We start from the raw sequence: 24,244 nt of genomic DNA, 5'->3' as shown, positions 1-24,244 counted from the left end.
TCCGTTAAGGCCTCCTTACCCGCGTGGCACGCGGGTAAGGAGGCCTTAACGGCGTTTGTGCCCGAGTGCCCCGCATTCGGACCCGCCAGTGTGCGTTCGCCGTGGTGCGCTCTACCGGCAGTGGCATTCGGGCCCCGGCGAAGTCTCCTTCCGGACCTGACCCCCCGCGGGGGCCCGGAGGTAGCGTCGATCATGTGACGCGGAGCCGGGTGGCACTGCTGTGTGCGCTGGGGATCGACAACTTCGGCTCGGGCCTCTTCCTGCCGCTCGCCCTCGTCTACGTCACGCGGGTGGTGGGCGTGCCGCTCGCGCTCGCGGGGACCGCCGTGACGCTCGGGACGACGGCCGGGCTGCTGGTGCCGCCGCTGGCCGGACGGCTGGTGGACCGGACCGGGCCGCGGGTGGTCGTGGTCTGCGCGCAGCTGCTGCAGGCGGCCGGGGCGGGCGCGTACGTGCTGGCGGACGGCGTCGCCGAGGTGGTCGCCGCGGCGGTGCTGCTGGGCGCCGGGCAACAGTTGTTCTACAGCTCGCTGTTCGCCCTCATCGCGGACGTCGCGGGTGACGTGCCGAAGGACCGGCCGTTCGCGGAGGTCGGCATGGCGCGGGCCGGCGGGTTCGGGCTCGGCGGGCTCACCTCGTCGGTTTTCCTGACCTGGTACGGCGACGCGGGCTACAGCGTGGCGCTCGCCGTGGACATCGGCACCTTCCTGGTCGCCGCCGCGGTGGTCGCGCTGGTCGTCCGGCCCGCGGCCCGGCCGCCCCGGCGGGCGCCGGTGCACGCCGGCGTCCTGCGCAACCGGCCGTACCTCGCGCTCATCCTGTTCAGCGGGATGTTCGGCCTCTCCCTGGACTTCTTCCTGGTCGGGACCCCCGTGTTCGTGCTCGACCTGCTGCACGGGCCGACCTGGCTGCCCGGCACGATCCTGGTCGTGCTCACCGTGGTCACCACGTTCGGCGGCACCCTCGCGCTGCGGCTCACCCGGCGGCTCAACCGCATCGACGCCATGCGGGGCGGCTCCGCCCTGTTCGCCGCGTGGTGCCTGGCCAGTCTCGGCGTGCTGCTGGTCCCGCCCGCGTGGCAGCCGCCCTACCTGCTGGCGGCCACGCTGGTCTACGCGGCGGGCGACCTGGTCTTCGGCCCGCGCTCCGGCGCGCTCGCCGAGGCCGCGGCGCCGCCGGAGGCGAAGGGGCGCTACCTCGCGGCGTTCCAGTACGCGTTCACCGTCGCGCAGGTGCTGGCCCCGGCGGTGGTCGCCTTGTTCTCCGTGTCCAGCTGGTTACCCTGGGTGCTGGTCGGGGCCTGCGCTTGCCTGGCCGCGGCCGGGCTCGGCAGGCTGGGACCGAGGTTGCCCGCGGAAGCCGTCACCCCGATTCAGAGTTGAGCGGAACAGACTCAAGTTTTCTGACGTTGTAGCTGTAGACAGGCCTTGGTCAGGGCTGTCACCTGGACTTTCCACAAACGCATGAGGTGAGGGATGGACGCTTTCAACCCGACCACGAAGACTCAGCAGGCGATCTCGTCGGCGGCACAGGCGGCCACGATGGCCGGCAACCCGCACGTTTCGGCCGCCCATCTGCTGGGCGCCCTGCTGGCGCAGGGTGAGGGGCTCACCGCGCCGCTGCTCACCGCGGTCGGGGCCGACCCGGAGGTGGTGCACAAGGAGCTCGACCCGATCATCCACGCGCTGCCGTCCGCGACCGGCGCGACGGTGTCGAGCCCGCAGTTCGACGGGCCCGCGGTCAAGTCGCTGACGCAGGCGCAGAAGCTCGCCACCGAGCTGGGTGACGAGTACGTGTCGACCGAGCACCTGCTCGTCGGCCTCGCCACCGACGGCGGCCAGGTCGCCGACCTGCTCAAGCGCCACGGCGCGACGCCGGACGCGCTGCGCGAGGCGTTCGCCAAGGTGCGCGGCTCCGCGCGGATCACGAGCGCGGACCCGGAGAGCACGTTCAAGGCGCTGGAGAAGTACGGCGTCGACCTGACCGAGCGCGCCCGCGCCGGCGAGCTGGACCCGGTGATCGGCCGGGACACCGAGATCCGCCGCGTGGTGCAGGTGCTTTCCCGTCGTACCAAGAACAACCCGGTGCTGATCGGCGAGCCGGGCGTCGGCAAGACGGCGATCGTCGAGGGGCTCGCCCAGCGGATCGTCGCGGGTGACGTGCCGGAGTCGCTGCGCGGCAAGCGCGTGGTGGCGCTGGACCTCGGGTCGATGGTGGCCGGCGCGAAGTTCCGCGGTGAGTTCGAGGAGCGGCTGAAGGCCGTGCTCAAGGAGATCACCGACTCCGCGGGCCAGGTCGTCACGTTCATCGACGAGCTGCACACCATCGTCGGCGCCGGCGCGACCGGTGAGGGCGCGATGGACGCGGGCAACATGATCAAGCCCATGCTCGCCCGCGGTGAGCTGCGCATGGTCGGCGCGACCACGCTCGACGAGTACCGCCAGCACATCGAGAAGGACGCCGCGCTGGAGCGGCGCTTCCAGCAGGTGCTGGTCGGCGAGCCGTCGCCGGAGGACACCATCGCGATCCTGCGCGGGCTCAAGGAGCGTTACGAGGTGCACCACGGTGTCCGGATCACGGACGCCGCGCTGGTGGCCGCCGCGACGCTGTCCGACCGCTACATCACCGCGCGCTTCCTGCCGGACAAGGCGATCGACCTGGTCGACGAGGCCGCGTCCAAGCTGCGCATGGAGATCGACTCGCGGCCGGTGGAGATCGACGAGGTCGAGCGAGCCGTGCGCCGGATGGAGATCGAGGAGATGGCACTGTCCAAGGAGGACGATGCCCCCTCGAAGGAGCGGCTGAGCGCGCTGCGGGCCGAGCTGGCCGAGAAGCGCGAGACGCTGACGGCGCTGACGGCGCGCTGGCAGAACGAGAAGGGCTCCATCGAGCGCGTCCGCGAGCTGAAGGAGCAGCTGGAGCAGCTGCGCGGCGAGTCGGAACGCGCCGAGCGCGACGGTGACCTCGGCAAGGCCGCCGAACTCCGCTACGGCCGGATCCCCGCGCTGGAGAAGGAGTTCGAGGCCGCGACCGAGGCCAGCGAGGCGAGCGCGCAGAACGTGATGCTGAAGGAAGAGGTCAGTGCCGACGACGTCGCCGACGTGGTCAGCGCGTGGACCGGCATCCCGGCCGGTCGCCTGCTCGAAGGCGAGACGGGCAAGCTGCTCCGGATGGAGGACGAGCTCACCCACCGCGTGATCGGGCAGGAGAAGGCCGTGCAGGTGGTGGCGGACGCCGTCCGCCGCACCCGGGCCGGCGTCGCCGACCCGGACCGCCCGACCGGCTCGTTCCTGTTCCTCGGCCCGACCGGCGTCGGCAAGACCGAGCTGGCCAAGGCGCTGGCGGAGTTCCTGTTCGACGACGAGCGCGCGATGCAGCGCATCGACATGAGCGAGTACTCCGAGAAGCACTCGGTGGCCCGCCTGGTCGGCGCCCCGCCGGGGTATGTCGGCTACGACCAGGGCGGCCAGCTGACCGAGGCCGTGCGGCGCCGCCCTTACACGGTGGTGCTGCTCGACGAGGTCGAGAAGGCGCACCCGGACGTGTTCGACGTGCTCCTGCAGGTGCTCGACGACGGCAGGCTGACCGACGGCCAGGGCCGGACGGTGGACTTCCGCAACACCATCCTGATCCTGACCTCGAACCTCGGCTCGCAGGCGATCGCCGACCCGGGCCTGGACGAGCGTCAGCGCAGCGACGCCGTGATGGAGACCGTGCAGCGGCACTTCAAGCCGGAGTTCCTGAACCGGCTGGACGACATCGTGGTGTTCCACGCGCTCGGCACCGAGCAGCTGACGTCCATTGTGGACATCCAGGTGGCCCGGCTCGCGGCGCGGCTGGCCCAGCGGCGGCTGCACCTCGAGGTCACCGCCGGAGCCCGCGAATGGCTGGCGATCAACGGGTTCGACCCGATCTACGGCGCCCGGCCGCTGCGGCGGCTGGTGCAGTCGGCGATCGGCGACCAGCTGGCGCGCAAGCTGCTGGCGGGTGAGATCCGCGACGGCGACACCGTGCGGGTCGACCTCCCGGAGCTCGAGACGGGCGGCACGCTCGCCGTCGAGCGCGTCGACGCCGGCTGATCGGTCAAGGTCCGTCAAGGCCTCCTTACCCGCGTCCGACGCGGGTAAGGAGGCCTTGACGGCGTTCGGCCCAGCGCAGCCGCCCGCCCGGGTAATTAAGCGATTTGTCGATGAATTCACCGTGGTAATCCTCGAAAGGGGCGCGCCGACACGGTGCGGGCGCCGGGGTGAGACGGGCTGGGAGCGATACCCTGGCCGACGTGGGTATCTCGGCGTGGATCTGGTTCGTCATCGCCGCCGTCGCGCTGGTGGCGGGGCTCGGGCTGCTCGCTGCCGACCGGGCCAAGGAGGGCTCGCGCAACCGTGAGCGGATGCGCTGGGCCCAGTTGCGCGGCTGGCAGTTCGTGGAAGAGGACGAGCGGCTGCCGCAGCAGTGGTCGGGCGGCGCGATCGGCTACTTCGGGGCCGACGCGGCGGTGAACGTCGTCGCGGGCTCCACCTTCACCTCCGACGGCAGGCGGCCGGTGTTCATCTTCGACATCGAGTCCGAGGGCCAGGTGCCCGCGGTCGTCGTGGCTGTGCGCTGCAACAAGACGCACCGCGTGCCGGTGGAGATGTGGCTGTCCAGCGTGCCGTTCCAGCGCGAGAACATGCCGGAGATGCTCGGCCCGATCGGCCAGCGCTACGCCTTCGCGGACGACGCGGAGGGCGCGCGCCAGGTCATCACCCAGGAGCTCGTCGACGCGGCCGACCAGCTGGGCGGCGACGTCGGCGTGGCGTGGCTGGAGAACGAGTGGGTGCTGGCGAGCGTCACGCCCAACGCGGGCCCGTCCCGTCTCGAGCGCCTGCTCCGCGACCTCGGCGAGATCGCCGACATCGTCGACCCGTTCGACGAGGACTACGAGCCGATGGGCGGCACCCCCTACGACCCGGCCGCGACGACCGGCGGTGCTTACGACCCGGGCGCGACGGCTGGCGGCTCCGGACGGCACTGGACTCCGCCTGCGGGCACCCCGCTCCCGCCCGAACCCCGCGCGGCGCAGGCCACCGACGTCCGGCCGCCTTCGGGCACCCGGGCGCCTTCCACCACCGACGCCCAGTCCCCAGCGGGCACCCGCGCCCCGTCGCCCTTCGACACCCGCGCGACCACCCCGGTGGACACCCGCGCGACGACTCAGATGGACACTCGCGCGGCGGCCCCGTCAAGCGGCCCCAGCACCTCCGGCTCGGTCGGCCCCCAGCCGTTCCCCGCGCCGAACCCGGGCGAGCCTGCTCCCCGGCAACCCGACGACGAGGCCTGACGCTTACTGAGGCGTGATCGCCAACGGTGGCGCCGAAACAGTCCACCCTTCGGCGACCGGCGGTTGGCCCAGTGCCGTCCCGGCGATGGACGGGGAAAACGCCAGCCGGCCGTCGGCCGTGGACGTCGTGAGGGCGCCGTGGGTGGAGGCGACCTGGTCGACGGACAGGTCGCCGCGGAACGAGCTCGCGGCCGAGCCGCTGTCGGCGGACTGGGTGGCTGAGACGAGGCCCGAGACCGGGCCGAAGTTGCCGGCCGCGATGTGGGTCGTGCCGAAGTTGCCGGGCAGGGCGTGGTCGAGGCGGCCGGTGAACTGGCCCAGCCCGTGCTGCTCCGAATTCACCACCACCGAGCCCAGCGGCCCGGCGTCCACGGCCTGCGCCGCCGAGCGGTGCACACCCGCGCCGCCGCGGAGGTCGCCGGTGAAGTGGCCTGCGTCGAAGGACAGCGCGCGCCCGACGTCGACCTGTCCCGAGTCCTGGCTGAGCGCGTCGACGCCGTAGGGCAGCCAGACGCCGTTCTCCGCCGATCCGCCGACGCCGGCCAGGCGGGTGTCCGCGCCGCGCGCGCCGACGGGGTCGAGCGCGCCCGAGAGGGAACGCGTGACGTGCTGCTCGTTCCCGGTCATCAGGCGGACCGGCGAGCCGAGCCGGACGTCGTGGCGCTGGCTCCGCGAGAGCGCCGCCGTGCCGTTCGACGACTTCACCGCTGTGAGTGAACCGCCGCCGGTCAGATCCTGCGTGTCGGCGAGCGCGTGTCGGAAGTCCGACAGCGCGGAAAAGCCGCCCGCGCCGACTGGCAGAGCATCGTGGCGCGTCAGGCCGAGTGAGCCGTGCGCGGTGTCGGTGGTGGTGTGCAGGTCGTGGTCGAAAGTCGCGCTTTCCTGGTGGCCCAGCGGCAAACCCTCGATCGGCTGGGTCGGTTCGGCGAGCGCGGTGACGGGGGCGGCGAGCAGCAGTGCGAGTGGTGCCGCACTGGCAGCTACCTTGGGCAGGTAGCCGGGCTTCCGCTGGGTGTGCTTGCCCATGGCCGGACGATACGTCCGGGCCAGCACAAATGCACAATTCGTGCCGCCGCGCGGGGTAGGTTCACCCCCATGACCACCACCGCCGTGATCACCGGGGCCACCGCCGGAATCGGCGCGCAGTTCGCGCGCCGGCTCGCCGCCGAGAAGTACGACCTGGTGCTCGTCGCCCGTGATGAAGCGCGCCTGACCGCGTTCGCGGCGGAGCTGGCCGAACGCCACGGTGTCGCGGCCGAGGCCCTGTCCGCCGATTTGTCCGAAGTGGACGGACGCACCGCGGTCGAGGAGCTGCTCGCCGCCCGGCCGGTCGACCTGCTCGTGAACAACGCCGGCTTCGGCCTGAGCGGCCAGTTCTGGGAGATCCCGCCCGACGCCCTGCAGCGCCAGCTCGACGTGAACGTCACCGCCGTGCTCCGGCTCACCCGCGCCGTGCTGCCCGGCATGGTCGAGCGCGGCCGGGGCGACATCATCAACCTCTCCAGCGTCGCCGGGTTTTTCTCGGGCCGCGGCTCCACCTACACCGCCAGCAAGAACTGGGTCACGTCGTTCACCGAGGGCATCGCGACGTCACTGCCGCCGGGCCTGCGGATGATGGCGCTCTGCCCCGGCTTCACTACGACCGAGTTCCACGAGCGCGCGGGGCTGGAGAAGGAGGGGCCGAAGGCGTTCTGGCTCGGGGTCGAGCAGGTGGTGGACGAGGCGCTGGCGGACCTGCGCCGCGGCAAGGTCATCTCCGTGCCGAGCCTGCAGTACAAGGCGGTGGTCGCCGTCGGCGGGCTGCTGCCGCGCGGGGTGCTGCGCCGGATCAGCGGCAGCTTCGGCAACCGCGGCCGCACGTGAGGTAGGGCTGTCCCCACCCCGTCCCGGCGAGCTGGCACCAGGGTGCGCGCCCGCCGTTCTGCCTAGCGTTTTCCCCATGACGACTGGGTGGAACGAGGCGGTCCGGCTCGACGCGGTCCGCAAGGAGTACGGGCGGGGCGCGGAGGCGGTCGCGGCGCTGGGCGGGGTGAGCCTGGCGTTCCCCAGCGGCGGCTTCACGGCCGTGATGGGCCCTTCCGGGTCCGGCAAGAGCACCTTCCTGCACTGCGCCGCGGGCCTCGACCGGCCGACGTCCGGCTCGGTCTGGCTCGACGGCCAGGACCTGGCGAAACTGTCGGAAACCGACCTGACCAAGCTGCGACGCGACCGTGTCGGCTTCGTCTTCCAGGCGTTCAACCTCCTGCCCGCGCTCACCGTCGAGCAGAACGTGGTGCTGCCGCTGCAGCTCGCGCGCAAGCGAGTGGACAAGCGGCTGATGGCGGACATGCTCACGCACGTCGGGCTCGCCGACCGCCGCAAGCACCTGCCCGGACAGCTCTCCGGCGGCCAGCAGCAGCGCGTCGCCATCGCGCGGGCGCTGGTGACGCGCCCCGCCGTGCTCTTCGCCGACGAGCCGACTGGCGCGCTCGACACCCGCACCGCGGCCGACGTGCTGGGCCTGCTGCGCCAGTCCGTCAGCGGCGGCCTGACCGTGGTGATGGTGACGCACGACCCGGTCGCCGCCTCCTACGCCGACCGCGTCGTTTTCCTCGCCGACGGCCAGGTGGCCGACGAGCTGCAGCGCCCGAGCGCCGAGGCGGTCGCCGAGCGGATGACGCACCTGGGCGCGTGGGCCGCGCAGCGTCGCGTCGCCGTGGGCGGGGCATGATGTTCCGTCTCGCACTGCGCACCCTCCGCCTGCGCAAGGGTGGTTTCGTCGCCACGTTCGTGGCCGCGTTTTTCGGCGCGCTGATGATCTCGGCGTGCGGCGGTCTGATGGAGACGGGCATCCTCGCCGACGCGCCGCCACAGCGGCTCGCGGCCGCGCCGATTGTCGTCAGCGGCCCGCAGGAAATCCAGATGTACAAGAAAAATCCGGCTGAGGACGGCAAAGTCAAGACGAGGAGCGCGACGTTACCCGAGCGCGCCCGCCTCGACGCCACCATCGCGGACCGGCTTCGCGCCACGCCCGGTGTGTCCACTGTGGTCGGTGAGCTGAACTTCCCCGTGGTGCTGCCGGGCGCGAGCGCGCTGGGCCACGCCTGGGATTCCGCCGTGCTGACGCCGTACGCCCTCACCGCCGGGCACGCGCCCGCCGCGGGTGAGGTTGTCGTTGATGCCGTGCTGGCGCGGGAAAAGCGCCTGACACCGGGTAGTTCGTTCGCCTTCGCGGCCCACGGCGCCACGGCCGATTACCGCGTCGCCGGGATCGCCGCCGCCCCGCACACCACCACTCAGCCCGCGGTCTTCTTCGCGGCCGCCGACGCCGAGCGCCTCTCCGGACATCCCGGCCAGGTGGACGACTTCGGCGTCTTCACCGACCAGGACGCGGCGACCGTCGCGGGCCGGATCACCGGGATCGGCGACGCGGTGGTGCTCACCGGCGACGACCGTGGCCACGCCGAGTTCCCGGAGGCCGCGTCGGGCGGCGAGAACCTGGTCGTGCTCTCCGCCGTCACCGGTGGACTGTCCACAATGGTCGCAGTCTTCGTGGTGGCGAGCACCCTGTTGCTCTCCACCCAGCAGCGGCAACGAGAACTGGCTCTGTTACGCGCCATCGGCACCACGCCGCGCCAGCTGCGCCGGATGGTGCTGGGCGAGGCGCTGGTGGTCGGCGTGCTCGCCGCCGCGGCCGCCGCGGGCCTCGGCCCGCTGCTCGGCCGGTGGCTGTTCGACCGGCTGACCGGCGCCGGGGCGGTCGCCGAGGTCGTCGAGTTCCACCTGGGCTGGCTCCCGAAGGTGGTCGCCGCGGGGGCGACGCTCGTGGCCGTGCTGATCGCGGCGTTCGTCGCGGGCCGGCGGGCCGGTCGGGTCCGCCCGACGGAGGCGCTGGCCGAGTCGGCCGTGCCGCGCGGCTGGTTGACGCCGGTGCGGTTGATCATGGCCGTGCTGTCCTTCGGCGGCGGGACGGCCCTCGGCATCGTCACGCTGGCCGTCATGACCGGCCCGATCGCGGCGAGCACCGCCGGGCCCGCGGTGATGCTTTGGGCGATCGGCGTCGCGGCGATCTGCCCCGGCGTCACGAAGCTGGTGGCCGCGCTGCTGCACCTGCCGATGCGGGCGTTCGGCGGGGTGGTCGGGCGGACCGCGCTGATCAACACCCGGGCCGGCGCGCTGCGGGTGTCGGGCGCCGTCACACCGATCATGCTGGCCGTCGGCATCGCGACGGCGAACATCTACCTGCAGACCACCCAGCAGGCCGTGTCCCAGCAGGCTTTCACCGAGGACCTGCGCGCGGACGCCGTGGTCGCCGCACCCGCCGGCGTCACGTCCGAGCTGACGCGCCGGATCCAGCAGACGCCGGGCGTCGGCGGGGTTTCGGAGTACGTGACCAGCACGGTATTCGTCACCGAGCCGTTCGACGAAAGCCAGGACAAGGACGGCAGTGCCGCGATCGGCGTCACCGGCGGCGCGGCCGCGCAGACGCTGTCGGTCAAGGTCACCGCGGGCAGCCTCGACGCGCTCACCGGCGAGACCGTCGCGCTGCCGGACACGGTCGCCGCGGTTCTGCACCGGACCGTCGGCGACCGGATCACGCTGCGGCTCGGTGACGGGAGCCGGGCGGGCGTCCGCGTCGTCGCGCTCGTCAGCCAGCGCACCGGGTTCGAGAGCCTGGTCTTCCCGGCCGGGCTGCTCGCCGCGCACACGACCGCCGGCCTGCCGCCGCAGCTGCTCGTGCGCGCCGTCCCTGGGGTCGACGCGGCCACGCTCACCACGAACCTGAAGGCCGCGACCGCCGGGACCGGCGTGTCCGTGGGCGACCGCGATTCGCTCGTCGCCGCGCACGCGAAGGGTGACCAGGTCGGCGCGTGGGTGAACTACCTGATGATCGGGATGATCATCGCGTACACGGTGATCTCGGTGGTGAACACGCTCGTGATGGCCACCGCGCGGCGGCGGCGCGAGTTCGGCCTGCAGCGCCTCGGCGGCTTCACCCGCACCCAGGTGCTGCGGATGGCCGGCGTCGAGGGCGGGCTGGTCGCGACGATCGGGGTGCTGCTCGGCACCGTCGTCTCGGCGGGCGCGATCGTGCCGTTCTGCCTGGTGGCCAGTGACTCCGTGCTGCCGACCGGCCCGGCCGCGATCTACCTGTCCGTGGTCGGGATCGCCGTGGTGCTCGCGCTGTTCGCCTCACTGGTGCCGGCCTGGGCCGCCACGCGGGCACGCCCCATCGACGCGGCCGCCGTCGGGGAGTGACCCGCCGTCCGCCGCGTCGTGTGTAAGACTCTGGGCCGTGGCGTACCCCGGGTTGGATCAGACCGCGAAACTCGAATTGGCCAGGCTGGTCACCGAACTGGCCGTGGTGCACGGCAAGGTGACTCTCTCCTCCGGCAAGGAAGCCGATTACTACATCGACCTCCGCCGCGCGACCCTGCAGCACGCGGCCGCGCCGTTGATCGGCAAGCTCCTGCGGCAGCTCACCCATGACTGGGACTACGTCGCCGCCGGCGGCCTGACCCTCGGCGCCGACCCGGTCGCGCTGGCGATGCTGCACTCCGCCGCGGCGGACGGCATGGTGCTCGACGCGTTCGTGGTGCGCAAGGCGGTCAAGGAGCACGGCATGCAGCGCCGGATCGAGGGCGTGGAGGTCCGCGGCCAGCGCGTGCTGGCCGTCGAGGACACCTCCACCACCGGCGGTAGCGTCCTCGCCGCCGTCGAGGCGCTGCGCGAGGCCGGGGCGATCGTGGCCGGCGTCGCGACCGTGGTCGACCGGGACACCGGCGCCCGCGAGGCCATCGAGAAGGAAGGCCTCGAGTACCGCTACATCCTCGGCAAGGACGACCTCGGCCTGAACTGAGCGGACGGCGGCAGTCTCCTCACTGCCGACCTTGTGCCCTGAAGGCCACCTTCAGGGACGTATGTGCCCTCATGGTGGCCTTCAGGGCACCGCTCACTTCTTGAACACGGGCGGTCACGGATTCGCCGTCGTGACCACCATCACCGACAATGCGTGCGTGACGTTCGCCCGCCCCGCGGTGTCCTCCTTGCAGGAGGTGCCGTGACCACAGCCAGCGCGGAGCCCGGAACGCCGCTCGACGACGTGACCCTCGTGGGCCGCGCTCGCGACGGCGACGTCCGGGCCTACGAACAGCTGGTGCTGCGCTACCAGGGACCGATGTTCCGGCTCGCCGTGAAGATGCTCAACCATCGCGGCGACGCCGAGGACGTCGTGCAGGAGGTGTTCCTCGGCGCGTGGCGCAAGCTGGCGCAGCTCAGCGACGACAACGCGTTCGTCGGCTGGCTCTACCGGAGCACGACGAACCGCTGCCTCAACGTGATCCGGGCCCGCCGCCCACTGGCCGACGTCGACCTCGACCTGGCCGAGTCCCCGCGGACGGACACCCAGCCGGAGCACGCGGCGCAGGTCAGCGGCCAGCTGGCCGCGTTGAACGAGGCACTGCAGCAGCTCACCCCGCAACAACGAGCGTGCTGGCTGCTGCGCGAGGTCCACGGTCGCTCCTACGACGAGATCGGCGAGGTCGTCGGTGCCAACGGGACAGCGGTGCGTGGCCGCATCGCGCGGGCCCGCGCGCAGCTGGCGGAGGTGATGAAGCCGTGGCGGTGAACCAGAGTTACGAACTCCCGTGCGGCCGGGACCTGGACACGGTCTGGGACCGGCTCGACGAGGTCGGGTCCGGGCACGCGGACGAGCACGAATTGACCTGCCCCCATTGCCGCACCGCGCGGGAGAGCCTCCTGGCTCTGCGCGAGGCGACGCAGGAGCTGGTCGAAGAACCCGATCCGGCCCCGCCGGACCTGGTGGGGCGCATCATGTCGGCGGTCCGCGCGGAGGTGCGGCGCGGGCAGATGCTGAGCCTGCCGACGCCGGAGCCCGGCGGGGTCGAGGTGAGCGAACAGGCCGTCGCCGTGATCCTGCGGTACGCCGCGGACTCGGTCGGCGGCGTGCGGGCCCGGCGGTGCCGGGTGCGGACCGAGGGCGTCGACGCGGACGGCGCGAGCGTCGTCGAGGTCGAGCTCACCCTGGTCGTGCGGCTGGGGAACGCGGACGGCGGCGAGACGTTGGCCAGGGTGCGCGAGCGCGTCGTGGCCGCGGCCGCGGCACGGGTGGGACTCTCGCTCGCGAAGCTGGACCTGCTGGTGGAAGACGTGTACGAGGACGGGGAATGACAGTCGAGGCCGAGTACGTGATCGCCGACCCGGTGGTGGCGAGTGTCGCCGCGCGCGCCGCGCTCGCCACGTCGGGTGTGGTGCGGCTCGAACCGGGCCTGGTGGGGCTCGTGACGGCGTGGACGCGGGCGGCCCGCCAGCGTTGGAAGGGGCTCGACCCGGCGCCGGCTGACGGCGTCCGCGTGCGCACTGCGGACGGGCGGCTGACCGTGCAGGTCGACCTCGTGACCTCCGGCGTGGACCAGGCCGCCGCCGTCGGCCGCGCGGTGCAGCGCGCGGTGACGCGGGTGGTCGCCGAGCAGACCGGGCTGGCCGTGGACGAGGTCGTGGTGTCCGTGCTGGACATCGAGCCCGCTCCGCCCGCTTTGCCGGTCGGGCCCGTTTCTCCCGTCGAGCCGGAGGGCCGGTGACGACCACGACCGCCCGCGAGACGACGGACCGCATCGTCGCCGCGCTGGAAAAGGTGGACGGCCTGCGGCCGGCGACGCCCATCGCGCCGGACCACTCATGGGTGCCCGGCGACTGGTCCGGCGCGGCCGTCGACCTCGGCCCGGAAACGGTGCAGATCCGCCTGATCGCGACCCGGCTGCCGCTCCCGCCGCTGCTGGAAGCGGCCTCGGCGGCGGTGCGCGCGGCGCTGGACGGCACCGGATGGGACTCGGCGAAGCTGCGGCTGGTCGTCACCGACATCGACGGCGCGGCCTTCTGAAATCCTGCGGCCCGCGTCACACGATCGGGTCGTGACGATCGTCGGACAGGTGTGTCGTTAGGGCTGACGGGGCAAGAAACCGTTGTGTGACTAAGGCAATCGAGGGAGGAACCTGATGACGACCGTCGAGAAGACCGTGAAGCCGGCCCAGAAGCCCGCCGGCAGCGCCGCCGAAAAGCCGGTGGCGAAGCCGGCCGAGGTGGCCACCAGGACGGACACCAGCCCGCTCGTCACCGAGCAGGGCACCACCACGATCGCCGACACCGTGGTGCAGAAGATCGCCGGCCTCGCGACGCGTGAGGTGTCCGGCGTGCACGCACTCGGCGGCGGTGCCGCGCGGGCGTTCGGCGCGCTGCGCGACCGCATCCCGGGCGCGTCCGCGAGTGCCGGCCAGGGCGTGAGCGTCGAGGTCGGCGCCAAGCAGGCCGCGGTGGACCTGGAGATCGTCGTCGAGTACGGCGTGCCCATCGCCGACCTGGCGCGCTCCGTGCGGCGCAACGTCGTCGGCTCGATCGAGCGGATGACCGGGCTGGAGGTCGTCGAGGTGAACATCAACGTCGGCGACGTGTACATCCCGAGCACCGACGACGAGCCTTCTTCCGGCGGGGATCGCGTCCGGTAGCGCGGAACGCGCCCCAATGTGGCGTTCGGTGCGCTCAACGCACCCAATGTGGCGTTCGGTGCGTCCAACGCAACCAACGCCACATTGGGGCGGAACAACCCGGACCCGGCTGGAGGAGGTCCCACCCGGAGTTACGACTCCGTTACCGCCCGGGTGAACAGGTTGCTCCTGTGGGTTGAACATCACAGCGAGCGGCCGTTTTTCCTGCTCCCACACGACTTCGGCGGAGTATCGTCGCAGGTAGGGGGTTCGGGAAGGGGGGCGGCGGTGAACGAATCGGTGGCTCATTTCCTCGCTGACCTGACGGTCGCGGTGCACATCCTGGCCCTGTTGTTCATCGGGCTGGGCGGTTTCCTCGCCTGGCGCTGGCCCAAGGTCGTCTTCGTGCACGTGTTCTTCGCGATCTGGGGCGTGCTGGTCAACGTGACGCCGGTGCCCTGCCCGCTCACCGCGGCGGAGAACTTCTTCCGCCAGCAGGAGGGCCTCGGCGACCTGCCGGGCGGCTTCAACGCGTACTACCTCTACGACACGGTGATCCCGCGTTCGCTGCTGCCGGTGGTGATCGTCGTGGCCCTGGGCCTGCTGGTCTTCTCATACGTCGGTGCCTACCACCGCTGGCGTCACCGCCACGAGGACACCGCGGCGCACCGCGTCCGCCTGGGCTGAGCGAGAATCGTCGTTGATGACGACGGAATCGCAGGAAATCGGCCCCACCGAGTGGGTGGGCCGCGAAGAGGTCGGTGTCGGACCGTGGCCGGGCCCCTGGCCGGACGATCCGCGCTACGATCCCGAGCTGCTGGCGAACGGCGACCGCCGCAACGTCGTCGACGCCTACCGCTACTGGCGCCGTGAGGCCATCGTGTCCGATGTGGACTCCCGGCGGCACCCGTTCCACGTGGCGATCGAGAACTTCCAGCACGACCACAACATCGGCACCGTGGTCCGGACCGCGAACGCCTTCGCCGCCGCGGAGGTGCACATCGTCGGCCGCCGCCGCTGGAACCGCCGCGGCGCGATGGTCACGGACCGCTACCAGCACCTCCGCCACCACGCGGACGTGAGCGGGCTGCTGGCGTTCTGCGCGGAGTCGGGGATCGCGCTGGTGGCCGTGGACAACACCCCGGGCTCCCAGCCGGTCGAGACGGCCGAGCTGCCGCGCAACTGCCTGCTGCTCTTCGGCCAGGAGGGCCCCGGGCTCTCGGCGGAGGCCCAGTCGGCCGCCGCGCTGGTGGTGTCGATCGCCCAGTTCGGCACCACCCGCTCCATCAACGCGGGTGTCGCGGCGGGCATCGTGATGCATGCGTGGGTGCGCCAGCACGCGGACCTGTCCCAGTCCTGGTGAGTCCATAGAGGACACTCGACCGGGTGGGGGAGTGCGCGGGCCCGGTGAACAGGGCAGAATCGCGGAATGACCGTCGAGTGGGCCGACTGCGCCGCCACTGCCGAGCGGGCCGTGTGCGCCCGGCACCTGCGCCGGGTCTGGGGCCGGCCGGGGACCGTGCTGGGCCGCAGCGGGTGGCCGCCGAGCTTCGGGCAGCGGCTGCACTGGCACTGGAACTACTGGTGGCAGGCGCACCTGCTGGACAGCCTCGTCGACGCCCAGCTGCGCACGCCGTCGACCGAGCGCGGTGAGCTGATCGGCCGGTTCGTCACGTCCGTGCGCGCGCGTAACTTCGGCCGCTGGACCAACGAGTACTACGACGACATCGCGTGGCTCGGCCTTGCCCTGCAACGGGTTCGCGCACTGGGTTTGTCTGATGTGGACGAAGCGCTGACCGCGATCGACGCCCAGCTCCACGAAGGCTGGACGGCCGACGCCGGCGGCGGCATCTGGTGGCGGCGCGGGGACCGGTTCAAGAACGCGCCCGCGAACGGCCCGGCCGCCATCTTCCACGCCCGCCAGGGCGACGTCGCCAGGGCCCGCGAGATGACGGACTGGCTCAGCGACATCCTGGTCGACCCGTCCAGCGGGCTGGTCTGGGACGGCGTCAGGGCCGACACCGGCGAGCTGATCAAGCACATCTTCACCTACTGCCAGGGCGTCTACCTGGGCGCTTGCCTGGAGCAGTCCGAACCGGAGGACGCGGCGCGCACCGTCCGCGCCGTCGCCGAGCACTTGGCGCCCGGCGGCGTCCTGCGCGGGCAGAACGGCGGGGACGGCGGCCTGTTCGCCGCCATCCTGGCGCGTTACCTGGCGCTCGCGGTGCCCCAGCTGCCCGAGCCGGAGGCGGCCACCGCCCGCACGCTGGTGCTGACCTCGGCCGAGGCCTGCTGGTCCGGCGCCACCGATGCCCCGGACGGCCCGCTGTTCAGCGCGGAATGGTCGAGGCCGGCTCCCTCGCACCCGCTGGCCGCGGACGCGCCCGAGCGGGACCTGTCTGTCCAAACTGGAGCGTGGATGCTCCTGGAAGCCGCCGCCACCCTGGCCTGAACTGCTTGTGAGTGTTTATGACGGTTAGAACCGTCATAAACACTCACGAGTGGTTCAGCAGCCGCAGGAGGCGCCGTGCCGGAAGCGGGGCGCCAGCCGGACCGCTTCCGGCCGCCGGTTCGGGTCGGTCACGCGGGAGAGCAGCAGCTCGACGGCTTTGCGGCCGATCTCGGCGATCGGCTGCGCCATCGTGGTCACGGCGGGCGAGACCGTGCGGGCCCACTCCATGTCGCCGTAGCCGACCACCGCCAGCTCCGACCCGATGCGGATGCCTCGTCGGTGGGCCTCCCACTGGACGCCGATGAGCATCGACTCGCCGCCGACCACCACCGCGGACGGCGAGGGCCAGCCGTCGAGCAGCCGGGCGGCCGCGCGCGCCGCGCCGCCGGCCGACGACATGCCGGAGGCCACGAGCTCGGAGTTGAACCGCAGGCCCGCGCGGCCGATGCCGAGCCGGTAGCCGAGCGCGCGCTCCTCACTGACTGTCGAGCCCTCTTCGCCGGTGATCATCGCGATGCGGCGGTGCCGTCGTCCGGCCAAGTGCGACACCAGCGCCGAGACGGCCTGGATGTTTTCGGAGCCGACCTGGTCCACGTCGTTGCGCCCGGCGATCCGGTCGACGAGCACCGTGGGCACTCCCGAGCGCACCAGCCCGTTGATCACCGCCTCGTCACCGGGCGCCGGGACCAGCAGGACGCCGTCGACATGATCGGCTTCGAGCGTGTCGACGACTGCGGCCTCTTCGCTGACGGTGTCGCCGGTGTCGGTAAGCACGAGGTAGCAGCCCGCCTGCGCCGCGGCCTCCCGCATGGCGCGCAACAACTCGCCCGAATACGGGCTCGCGTGCATCCCCATGACCACCCTTAACCGGCGCGCCACCGGTGGGGTCCAGAGGGGGATCTCCGGCGCCAGAGCGGTCATTTCCCGTGCTCTCGTAGTAGTTACCTACCCAACGGTAACCTCTGGCTCGGGCTCGGCGGGACGTGAGAACGGCCGACTTGCCAAGGTTCACCAGTCCGAGTGAATGCCTAGGGTACTTCCGGGCAGCCGCACGATCCCCGGTGCCGCAGTGTCGGCGGCAGCCGGACGGTTTCGGCGGCCCGCCCGGGGTCCGCCAGCCGGGCCAGCAGCAGCCGCACGGCCTGGCGTCCGATGTCCTCGATCGGCTGCGCCATCGTGGTCAGCGGCGGGTCGACGAGGTCGGCCCATTCGACCTCGTCGTAGACCACCACCGGCAGGTCGCGGCCGATCCGCAGCCCGCGCCGCCGGGCCTCGTGCAGGACGCCGACCATCATGCTGTCGTTGGCCACCACCAGTGCCGTCGGCGGCTCGGGCAGCGCGAGCAGCGTGCTCACCGCCAGCGCCCCGCCTTCGCGCGAGGAATTCCCGCACGCCACCAGGTCCGGCGACCAGGTCAGCCCGGAACGGCCCAGCCCCAGCCGGTAGCCGAGCACCCGCTCCTCCGACGTGGTCAGGCCGGGGACGCCGCTGACCATGCCGATCCGCCGGTGCCCGAGCGACGCGAGGTGGGCCGTGAGCGCCGACGTCGCCTGGATGTTCTCGGCTCCGACCTGGTCGACGTCGCCGCGGGTGGCGAGCCGGTCGATCAGCACCGTGGGCACGTCGAGCGAGACCAGCTCGCCGATCACCGAGCCGTCGCCGGGCGCCGGCGTGATCAGCAGCCCGTCGACGCGACGGGAGCGAAGCGCCCGGACCACGTCACGCTCGGTCGCGGCGGTGTCGTGTGTGTCGGCGAGGATGACGGTGTATCCGTTCGCCGACGCCTCCCGCTCGATCGCCTGCATCAACGACGCGAAGTACGGGTTCGCGACCAGTGAGATCGCCATCCCGATCGACCGCGTGCCGCCCGTGACAAGGGATCGCGCGATCGCGTCGCCGGTGTACCCGGTCGTCTCGATCGCCCGGAGCACCGCGGCTTTGGTGTCCTCCGCGACGGCGCGGGTCCCGTTGACGACGTGGGAGACCGTCGTGATGGACACGCCGGCCAGCTCCGCGATGTCTCGCTGGGTCGGCCGGGAGGAGCGGGGTTGTGGCATGTCAGTCCTTCACCAAGTTCACTCGCAAGCGTTTGCGCAAACGCTTGCGCCAGGCCTTGAGTCTGTCTACCTTGCCGACCATCGGCAACCTCGCACCTTCGGAGGGCATCTCCATGAGACAGCGCAGTCTCACCGCACTAGCCCTGGTGGCCGCGGTCGCGGTCGGCACGGCCGGGTGCACCGTCGAGCGCCACTGGGGTGGCAACTCGACCACGGCGGGCAGCGGCAAGGCCAAGATCGGCCTGGTCACCAAGACCGACACCAATCCGTACTTCGTGGAGCTCCGCAACTCGGCCAGCGCCGCCGCCCGGGCGAACGGCGCCGACTTCAGCGCGCTCGCCGGCCAGTTCGACGGTGACAACGACGGCCAGGTCCGCGCGATCGAGAACCTCACCCAGCAGGGCGTGAACACCATCCTGATCACCCCGAGCTCGTCCACCGGCGTGCTCAAGGCGATCAAGGACGCGCGTGACGCGGGGATCCTGGTGATCGCGCTCGACACCGCGACCGAGCCCGCGGACGCCGTCGACGCCACGTTCGCGACGGACAACTTCGCGGCCGGCCAGCAGCAGGGCGCGTACGTGAAGGCCGCGCTCGCCGGCGCCGACCCGAAGCTGCTGATGGTCGACGGCACCGCGGGCAGCTCCGTCGACACCGAGCGCCACGGCGGGTTCCTCAAGGGCATCGGGCTCACCGACTCGTCGCCGCAGATCAAGGGCCACACCGCGGCCAACGGCGACCAGAGCCTCGCGCAGCAGGGCATGGAGAACCTGTTGCAGCGCACCACGGACATCAACTCGGTGTACTCGATGAACGAGCCGATGGGCCGCGGCGCGTACGCGGCGCTGAAGGCCCGCGGGCTGACCGGGCAGGTCGTCATGGGCTCGATCGACGGCGGTTGCGAGGGCGTGCAGAACGTCAAGGACGGCCTGTACGGCGCCACGGTGATGCAGTTCCCGAAGAAGATGGCCGAGCAGGGCGTGCTGGCGGCGGTCCAGTACGCGAAGACCGGCAAGAAGCCGACCGGCTTCGTCAACACCGGGTCCACGGTGATCACCGACAAGCCGATGCCCGGCGTCCCGAGCCAGAACACCACGTGGGGCCTGCAGAACTGCTGGGGAGGCACGAAATGACCACCGCGACGGTGACCGGGAACCGTGAGCGCGAGTCGCTCGGCGAGTTCCTCCTCCGGGCCCCGGCTGTGGGCCCCGCGCTGGCGTTGATCGTGGCCATCGTGGTGTTTTCCCTTGCCACGGACACGTTCTTCGACCTCGACAATCTGTCCACAGTGGTCCAGCAGTCGCTGGTCGTCGGCACACTGGCGCTCGGCCAGACGCTGATCATCCTGATCGCGGGCATCGACCTGTCCAACGCGTCGTCGATGGTCGTGGCCACGCTGGTGATGGCGAAACTGGCCGCGGCGGGCACGAACGGCTTCTTCGCGCTGGTCGTGGGCTTGATCCTGACCGTGGTGGTCGGCCTGTTCATCGGCACGCTCGCGACGCGGATCAAGCTGCCCGCCTTCATCATCACGCTCGGCACGTTCACCGGCCTGACCGCCGTGGCGAAGCTGATCGCGGGCGGCCAGGCCGTGCCGGTCACCGACGGGCTGCTGCAGTGGCTCGGCACCAAGCGCTACCTCTTCGGCGGCATCCCGATCACCTACGGCATGACGCTCGCGCTGATCATGTTCCTGATCGTCTGGTACGCGCTCACGAAAACCGCGTGGGGCAAGCACGTCTACGCCGTGGGCAACGCGCCGGAGTCGGCGCGGCTGTCCGGCATCAAGGTCAACCGCACGGTGATCTCCGTGTACGTCGTCGCGGGCGTGTGCTTCGGCATCGCCGCGTGGCAGGCGCTCGGCCGCACGCCGAACGCCGACCCGAACCAGTTCCAGCTCGGCAACCTCGACTCCATCACCGCCGTGGTGCTGGGCGGCACCAGCCTGTTCGGCGGCCGCGGCTCGGTGCTCGGCACCCTGTTCGGCGCGCTGGTCGTGGCGGTGCTGCGCTCGGGGCTGACGCAGATGGGCGTGGACGGCAACTACCAGGACCTCGCGACCGGCGCGTTGCTGATCGTCGCCGTGGTCGTGGACCGGATCGCACGGAGGCAGCAGCAGTCATGACTTCCGAGATTTCTGAGCCACAGAAGGAAACCACGCTGTCGGCCCGCGGCCTGGTGAAGCGCTACGGCCGCGTGACGGCGATCGACGGCGCCGACTTCGACCTGTACCCGGGCGAGGTGCTCGCCGTGGTCGGCGACAACGGCGCCGGCAAGTCCAGCCTGATCAAGGCGCTGTCCGGGGCGGTGGTCCCCGACGCCGGCGAGATCAAAGTGGACGGCAAGACCGTCCACTTCAAGACCCCGCTGGACGCCCGGCACTACGGGATCGAGACGGTGTACCAGGACCTGGCCGTCGCGCCGGCGCTGGACATCGCGTCGAACATGTTCCTGGGCCGGGAAAAGCGCCGCGGCGGGCCGTTCGGCGCGCTGTTCCGGAAGCTCGACACGGCCGCCATGCGGGCCGAAGCGCAGCGGATCCTGGACGAGCTGGGCATCCAGGTCAAGTCCATCACGCAGGCCGTGGAGACGCTTTCGGGCGGGCAGCGCCAGGGTGTCGCCGTCGCGCGGGCGGCGGCGTTCGGCACCAAGGCCGTGATCATGGACGAGCCGACGGCCGCGCTGGGCGTCGCGGAGTCGGCGAAGGTGCTGGAGCTGATCGGGCGCATCCGCGACCGCGGCCTGCCCGTGGTGCTGATCAGCCACAACATGCCGCACGTCTTCGACATCGCGGACCGCATCCACGTGCACCGGCTCGGCAAGCGGGTCGCGCTGGTCTCGCCGAAGACACACACGATGAACCAGGTCGTCGGCCTGCTGACCGGCGCGCTGCGGCTCGACGAGAACGGCGAGGTGGCCGAGGTCGCGGCCACCACGCACGCCGGGCTGACCTGACGTGAGAGTGCTGCTGGCGGGCCTGTGCACCGTCGACGTCGTCCAGCGGGTCGCCGATTTCCCGGCACCGGGCGAGAAGGTGCAGTCGCTCGCGGTGGACGTCGCGGCCGGTGGGCCCGCGACGAACGCCGCGGTGACCGTGGCCGCGCTCGGCGCCGAGGCGACGCTCGTGACGGTCCTCGGCGCGCACCCGTTGGCCGCACTCGCCCGCGCGGACCTCGCCACGTGCGGGGTCCGCGTCGTTGATCTTGTGCCCGCCCTGGCGGCGGCACCGGCCGTGAGCGCGGTCGCCGTCCGTGACCACGACGGGGAGCGAACGGTCGTCTCGCGCAATGCCGCCGCGCAGGCCGACTTCCCCGTCCCCGAGCTCGACCTCGCGGGTGTCGGCGCCGTGCTCGTCGACGGCCATCACCCGGCGTTGGCGCTGAAGGCCGCGCGCGCCGCGAAGGAGCTGGGCGTGCCGGTGGTCCTCGACGCGGGCAGCTGGAAACCGGTGCTGGACGACCTGCTGCCGCTGGTCGACGTCGCCGCGTGCTCCGCGCACTTCCGCGCCCCCGGCCCCGGCCTGCACGAGCGCGGGGTGCCCGTCGTGATCACGACGGCGGGCCCGGATCCCGTGCGCTGGAGCATTCGGGAAGATACTTGGGAAGACATTGTGGAGAACACAGGTGCGGTGGCTGTCCCCGCGGTCGCCGCGCGGGACACACTGGGGGCAGGCGATGTCTGGCACGGTGCGCTCGCCTTCGCGGTGGCGGGCCTGGGAAACGACGTGGCCGGCTGGGTCCGGCACGCGAACGAGGTGGCCGCCGAGCGCGTCCGCCACGTGGGGCCGCGGTCGTGGACGGCCGCGATCAGGGAGTTGGGAAAGGGAGTGCGATGACGGCGTTCGAGGACCTCCTGGCGCGGGCCGAAGGGCTCGCCAAGCCGCGGCAGCGCAGCGTGCTGGGCATCATCGGCGCGCCCGCGTCCGGCAAGACCACGCTGGCCTGGGCGATCGCGAACGCGCTGGGCTCGCGCGCGGCCGTCGTCGGCATGGACGGCTTCCACCTCGCGCAGGTGGAGCTGCGGCGGCTCGGGCGCACCGACCGCAAGGGCGCGCCCGACACCTTCGACGCCGCCGGGTACGTCCACCTGATCCGCCGTCTCGCGGACGGCAACGAGACCGTCTACGCGCCGGAGTTCCGCCGGGAGATCGAGGAGCCGATCGCGGGCGCGGTCCCCGTCGCGCCGGAGGTCCAGCTGGTCATCACGGAGGGCAACTACCTGCTGCTGCCGGACGACCCGTGGAGCGGCGTCCGCCCGCACCTCACCGAGGCCTGGTACCTGGCGCCGGACGAGCCCGAGCGGATCGAGCGGCTGGTTTCGCGCCACCGCCGTTACGGCCGGTCACTGGTCGAGGCGCGGCAGCGCGCGCTCGGCTCCGACCAGCGCAACGCCGACCTGATCTCGAGCACCCGCGACCGCGCCGACCTCGTGCTGGAGAACCTCCCGTTGGTGAACTTCGCCCTGTGAGCGTTCTTGTCGTCACCGGCGGTAGCCGGGGGATCGGTGCGTCGGTGTGCGAGCTGGCCGCCCGGCGCGGCTACGACGTGGTGGTCAACTACTCCGGCGACTCCGAGCCGGCCGAGCGCGTCGTGCACCGCGTGCGCGAGCTGGGCCGGAAAGCGCTGTCCGTGCGCGCGGACGTGGCCGACGAGCGGCAGGTCCGCAAGCTGTTCGGCGTCGCCGGCGAGGTGGGCTCGCTGGCCGGGGTGGTCAACAACGCCGCGGTCACGGGCAACACGCCGGGACGGCTGGACGAGCAGTCCGCGGACACCGTGCGGCGGGTGCTGGAGGTCAACGTCGGCGGGGTGTTCCTGTGCTGCCGCGAGGCGGTGCGGCGGCTGTCGACGAAGTACGGCGGGCCCGGCGGCGCCATCGTGAACATCTCCTCGACCGCGGCGCGCACGGGCTCGGCCGGCGAGTGGGTGCATTACGCGGCGTCGAAGGCGGCGGTCGACACGCTCACCTTCGGCCTGGCGCAGGAGGTCGCCGCGGAGGGAGTGCGCGTGAACGCCGTCGCGCCGGGCCTCGTCGCCACCGGCCTGCACGCGGCCGCGGGAATGCCGGACCGGCTGCAGCGCCTGGCTCCTGGCATCCCGATGGGCCGTCCCGGCGAGCCGGACGAGATCGCGGAAGCCGTGCTGTGGCTGCTGTCTCCGGCGGCTTCGTTCACGGCGGGCGCGGTGCTCGAAGTCGGCGGAGGACGCTGAAGCACCTTCTCGTGTCGGGCGGGTCTCGGACCGGTGTCATCCCGGCTTGTGGGACGCCCGGCGACGAGGAGATCACAATTCGTGGCGGAAGTCGGTGAATCCTCCCATCGTCGTGGGGCGGCTGTGTCACTCTGGCGGAGCCGGCGGTTCACGGGGTGGGTGACGCCCGGCGGCGGGTGAAACCCGCACTGGAAATCGCACCGGGTGCGTTATGGGGGGTCGGAAAGGACGGCCGTTAAAGTCATGCCCAAGCTCACGTCTGTGCACCATCTGGCGCTCACCGTGACCGATGTGGACCGAAGCGTCCCGTGGTACGCGCGTGTGCTCGACCTGGAGGAGAGCCACCGCCGCGAGGATCCGGACACGGGGATCCACAAGGTGGTGCTGAGATCGGCGGGTGACGGCTTCTCCGTTGTCCTCGTGCAGCACCCGGACACCGGTCGCCGCGAGTTCGACGAGCGTCGCACCGGCCTCGACCACGTCGCGTTCTCAGTGTCGTCCAAGGCCGAGCTGGGTGACTGGGAGGCGCGGCTCGCCGAGTTCGGCGTGTCGTATCTGCCGTCGACCGCTTCACGCACGTTCGAGGGCTCGTCGGTGGTCGTGTTCCGCGACCCGGACGGGATCCAGCTCGAGATCTGGTCGGAACCGGAGATCTAGTGCCGCACCACAGACTTGTGAGTGTTTATGACGGTTCTAACCGTCATCGCCACTCACGAGTCTTTGAGGCT

At 71.8% G+C, this 24,244-nt stretch carries 24 protein-coding genes and 1 pseudogene; 22 read left to right on the top strand and 3 right to left on the bottom strand.

All coding sequences use genetic code 11. From position 1 onward, the window contains the following. The first annotated feature begins 194 nt into the window (after positions 1–194). The 3 genes and pseudogenes from OG943_RS35625 to OG943_RS35615 all read left to right on the top strand — a co-directional run. Positions 195–1,382 (top strand): MFS transporter, encoded by a 1,188-nt coding sequence (locus OG943_RS35625; RefSeq protein WP_328605313.1) that lies wholly within the window; start codon positions 195–197, stop codon positions 1,380–1,382. 93 nt (positions 1,383–1,475) lie between these two features. After that, entirely contained in the window at positions 1,476–4,079 is a 2,604-nt protein-coding gene (gene clpB / locus OG943_RS35620; RefSeq protein WP_328605312.1) for an ATP-dependent chaperone ClpB, read from the top strand. Positions 4,080–4,279: 200 nt separating this feature from the next. Then, positions 4,280–4,922 (top strand): annotated as a pseudogene (locus tag OG943_RS35615) (hypothetical protein); the annotation flags it as partial. A gap of 401 nt (positions 4,923–5,323) precedes the next feature. Here the strand turns inward: OG943_RS35615 and OG943_RS35610 are convergent. Then, entirely contained in the window at positions 5,324–6,346 is a 1,023-nt protein-coding gene (locus OG943_RS35610; protein ID WP_328605311.1) for a hypothetical protein, read from the bottom strand. Between the two features lie 69 nt (positions 6,347–6,415). On the opposite strand from OG943_RS35610, the gene OG943_RS35605 reads away from it, so the two are divergent. The 12 genes from OG943_RS35605 (at position 6,416) to OG943_RS35550 (ending at position 16,252) form a co-directional block, all read left to right on the top strand. Beyond that, positions 6,416–7,183 carry an SDR family NAD(P)-dependent oxidoreductase gene (locus tag OG943_RS35605; RefSeq protein ID WP_328605310.1) on the top strand — a complete coding sequence of 256 codons (768 nt, stop codon included), beginning with the start codon at positions 6,416–6,418 and terminating at the stop codon, positions 7,181–7,183. Between the two features lie 76 nt (positions 7,184–7,259). Then, a complete protein-coding gene (locus tag OG943_RS35600) occupies positions 7,260–8,030 on the top strand; it encodes an ABC transporter ATP-binding protein (protein ID WP_328605309.1) in 771 nt (256 codons plus the stop codon). Beyond that, complete coding sequence (locus OG943_RS35595) at positions 8,030–10,558, top strand: ABC transporter permease (RefSeq protein ID WP_328612232.1); 2,529 nt, start codon at positions 8,030–8,032, stop codon at positions 10,556–10,558. Before OG943_RS35600 ends, OG943_RS35595 begins: the two co-directional genes overlap by 1 nt. 37 nt (positions 10,559–10,595) lie before the next feature. Next, entirely contained in the window at positions 10,596–11,159 is a 564-nt protein-coding gene (gene pyrE, locus OG943_RS35590) for an orotate phosphoribosyltransferase (RefSeq protein ID WP_328605308.1), read from the top strand. Positions 11,160–11,360: 201 nt separating this feature from the next. Then, positions 11,361–11,927 carry an RNA polymerase sigma factor gene (locus OG943_RS35585; protein WP_328605307.1) on the top strand — a complete coding sequence of 189 codons (567 nt, stop codon included), beginning with the start codon at positions 11,361–11,363 and terminating at the stop codon, positions 11,925–11,927. Continuing rightward, positions 11,918–12,490 (top strand): Asp23/Gls24 family envelope stress response protein, encoded by a 573-nt coding sequence (locus tag OG943_RS35580; RefSeq protein WP_328605306.1) that lies wholly within the window; start codon positions 11,918–11,920, stop codon positions 12,488–12,490. The genes OG943_RS35585 and OG943_RS35580 overlap by 10 nt, the downstream gene beginning before the upstream one ends. Further along, positions 12,487–12,900: an Asp23/Gls24 family envelope stress response protein gene (locus OG943_RS35575; RefSeq protein WP_328605305.1), complete on the top strand. Its 414-nt coding sequence runs from the start codon at positions 12,487–12,489 to the stop codon at positions 12,898–12,900. Before OG943_RS35580 ends, OG943_RS35575 begins: the two co-directional genes overlap by 4 nt. Next, complete coding sequence (locus OG943_RS35570; RefSeq protein ID WP_328605304.1) at positions 12,897–13,199, top strand: hypothetical protein; 303 nt, start codon at positions 12,897–12,899, stop codon at positions 13,197–13,199. Before OG943_RS35575 ends, OG943_RS35570 begins: the two co-directional genes overlap by 4 nt. A gap of 115 nt (positions 13,200–13,314) precedes the next feature. After that, positions 13,315–13,821 (top strand): Asp23/Gls24 family envelope stress response protein, encoded by a 507-nt coding sequence (locus OG943_RS35565; protein ID WP_328605303.1) that lies wholly within the window; start codon positions 13,315–13,317, stop codon positions 13,819–13,821. A 279-nt stretch (positions 13,822–14,100) separates the two neighbouring features. After that, positions 14,101–14,487, top strand: a complete 387-nt coding sequence (locus tag OG943_RS35560) for a DUF2784 domain-containing protein (protein WP_328612231.1) — start codon at positions 14,101–14,103, stop codon at positions 14,485–14,487. A 16-nt stretch (positions 14,488–14,503) separates the two neighbouring features. Further along, entirely contained in the window at positions 14,504–15,163 is a 660-nt protein-coding gene (locus OG943_RS35555; RefSeq protein ID WP_328605302.1) for a TrmH family RNA methyltransferase, read from the top strand. 66 nt (positions 15,164–15,229) lie between these two features. After that, positions 15,230–16,252: a glycoside hydrolase family 76 protein gene (locus OG943_RS35550; RefSeq protein WP_328605301.1), complete on the top strand. Its 1,023-nt coding sequence runs from the start codon at positions 15,230–15,232 to the stop codon at positions 16,250–16,252. A gap of 54 nt (positions 16,253–16,306) precedes the next feature. Here OG943_RS35550 and OG943_RS35545 read toward each other — a convergent pair whose 3' ends face one another. Together OG943_RS35545 and OG943_RS35540 are read right to left on the bottom strand one after the other, a co-directional pair. Then, positions 16,307–17,173, bottom strand: a complete 867-nt coding sequence (locus OG943_RS35545; protein WP_328605300.1) for a LacI family DNA-binding transcriptional regulator — start codon at positions 17,171–17,173, stop codon at positions 16,307–16,309. A gap of 107 nt (positions 17,174–17,280) precedes the next feature. Beyond that, positions 17,281–18,309 (bottom strand): LacI family DNA-binding transcriptional regulator, encoded by a 1,029-nt coding sequence (locus OG943_RS35540; RefSeq protein ID WP_328605299.1) that lies wholly within the window; start codon positions 18,307–18,309, stop codon positions 17,281–17,283. 113 nt (positions 18,310–18,422) lie between these two features. Between OG943_RS35540 and OG943_RS35535 the strand changes: the two genes are divergently transcribed. The 7 genes from OG943_RS35535 to OG943_RS35505 all read left to right on the top strand — a co-directional run bounded on the left by OG943_RS35535 (position 18,423) and on the right by OG943_RS35505 (position 24,173). After that, positions 18,423–19,442, top strand: a complete 1,020-nt coding sequence (locus OG943_RS35535; protein WP_328605298.1) for a substrate-binding domain-containing protein — start codon at positions 18,423–18,425, stop codon at positions 19,440–19,442. Further along, the gene (locus tag OG943_RS35530; RefSeq protein WP_328605297.1) at positions 19,439–20,434 is read left to right on the top strand and encodes an ABC transporter permease; all 996 of its coding nucleotides are present in this window, start codon (positions 19,439–19,441) and stop codon (positions 20,432–20,434) included. Before OG943_RS35535 ends, OG943_RS35530 begins: the two co-directional genes overlap by 4 nt. Then, a complete protein-coding gene (locus tag OG943_RS35525) occupies positions 20,431–21,264 on the top strand; it encodes an ATP-binding cassette domain-containing protein (RefSeq protein WP_328605296.1) in 834 nt (277 codons plus the stop codon). Before OG943_RS35530 ends, OG943_RS35525 begins: the two co-directional genes overlap by 4 nt. A gap of 7 nt (positions 21,265–21,271) precedes the next feature. Further along, positions 21,272–22,144, top strand: a complete 873-nt coding sequence (locus OG943_RS35520; RefSeq protein WP_442874828.1) for a PfkB family carbohydrate kinase — start codon at positions 21,272–21,274, stop codon at positions 22,142–22,144. Continuing rightward, positions 22,141–22,776 carry a nucleoside/nucleotide kinase family protein gene (locus OG943_RS35515; RefSeq protein WP_328605294.1) on the top strand — a complete coding sequence of 212 codons (636 nt, stop codon included), beginning with the start codon at positions 22,141–22,143 and terminating at the stop codon, positions 22,774–22,776. The genes OG943_RS35520 and OG943_RS35515 overlap by 4 nt, the downstream gene beginning before the upstream one ends. Next, the gene (locus OG943_RS35510) at positions 22,773–23,516 is read left to right on the top strand and encodes an SDR family oxidoreductase (RefSeq protein ID WP_328605293.1); all 744 of its coding nucleotides are present in this window, start codon (positions 22,773–22,775) and stop codon (positions 23,514–23,516) included. The genes OG943_RS35515 and OG943_RS35510 overlap by 4 nt, the downstream gene beginning before the upstream one ends. Before the next feature lie 243 nt (positions 23,517–23,759). Further along, positions 23,760–24,173, top strand: a complete 414-nt coding sequence (locus OG943_RS35505; protein WP_328605292.1) for a VOC family protein — start codon at positions 23,760–23,762, stop codon at positions 24,171–24,173. Positions 24,174–24,244 lie beyond the last annotated feature (71 nt).

This window comes from Amycolatopsis sp. NBC_00345 (assembly GCF_036116635.1).
GTDB lineage: Bacteria > Actinomycetota > Actinomycetes > Mycobacteriales > Pseudonocardiaceae > Amycolatopsis.
The sequence above is the reverse complement of the archived record's forward strand: the minus strand, read 5'-3'. Positions and strand labels throughout refer to the sequence as shown.

Excerpts from the sequence above, each read along its gene's own strand:
- OG943_RS35595 (WP_328612232.1), top strand. The coding sequence starts at position 8,030 with ATGTTCCGTCTCGCACTGCGCACCCTCCGCCTGCGCAAGGGTGGTTTC.
- OG943_RS35565 (WP_328605303.1), top strand. The coding sequence starts at position 13,315 with ATGACGACCGTCGAGAAGACCGTGAAGCCGGCCCAGAAGCCCGCCGGC.
- OG943_RS35505 (WP_328605292.1), top strand. The coding sequence starts at position 23,760 with ATGCCCAAGCTCACGTCTGTGCACCATCTGGCGCTCACCGTGACCGAT.
- OG943_RS35530 (WP_328605297.1), top strand. The coding sequence starts at position 19,439 with ATGACCACCGCGACGGTGACCGGGAACCGTGAGCGCGAGTCGCTCGGC.
- OG943_RS35525 (WP_328605296.1), top strand. The coding sequence starts at position 20,431 with ATGACTTCCGAGATTTCTGAGCCACAGAAGGAAACCACGCTGTCGGCC.
- OG943_RS35555 (WP_328605302.1), top strand. The coding sequence starts at position 14,504 with ATGACGACGGAATCGCAGGAAATCGGCCCCACCGAGTGGGTGGGCCGC.
- clpB (WP_328605312.1), top strand. The coding sequence starts at position 1,476 with ATGGACGCTTTCAACCCGACCACGAAGACTCAGCAGGCGATCTCGTCG.
- OG943_RS35515 (WP_328605294.1), top strand. The coding sequence starts at position 22,141 with ATGACGGCGTTCGAGGACCTCCTGGCGCGGGCCGAAGGGCTCGCCAAG.
- OG943_RS35600 (WP_328605309.1), top strand. The coding sequence starts at position 7,260 with ATGACGACTGGGTGGAACGAGGCGGTCCGGCTCGACGCGGTCCGCAAG.
- OG943_RS35535 (WP_328605298.1), top strand. The coding sequence starts at position 18,423 with ATGAGACAGCGCAGTCTCACCGCACTAGCCCTGGTGGCCGCGGTCGCG.
- OG943_RS35605 (WP_328605310.1), top strand. The coding sequence starts at position 6,416 with ATGACCACCACCGCCGTGATCACCGGGGCCACCGCCGGAATCGGCGCG.
- OG943_RS35545 (WP_328605300.1), bottom strand. The coding sequence starts at position 17,173 with ATGACCGCTCTGGCGCCGGAGATCCCCCTCTGGACCCCACCGGTGGCG.
- OG943_RS35550 (WP_328605301.1), top strand. The coding sequence starts at position 15,230 with ATGACCGTCGAGTGGGCCGACTGCGCCGCCACTGCCGAGCGGGCCGTG.
- OG943_RS35540 (WP_328605299.1), bottom strand. The coding sequence starts at position 18,309 with ATGCCACAACCCCGCTCCTCCCGGCCGACCCAGCGAGACATCGCGGAG.
- OG943_RS35575 (WP_328605305.1), top strand. The coding sequence starts at position 12,487 with ATGACAGTCGAGGCCGAGTACGTGATCGCCGACCCGGTGGTGGCGAGT.
- OG943_RS35610 (WP_328605311.1), bottom strand. The coding sequence starts at position 6,346 with ATGGGCAAGCACACCCAGCGGAAGCCCGGCTACCTGCCCAAGGTAGCT.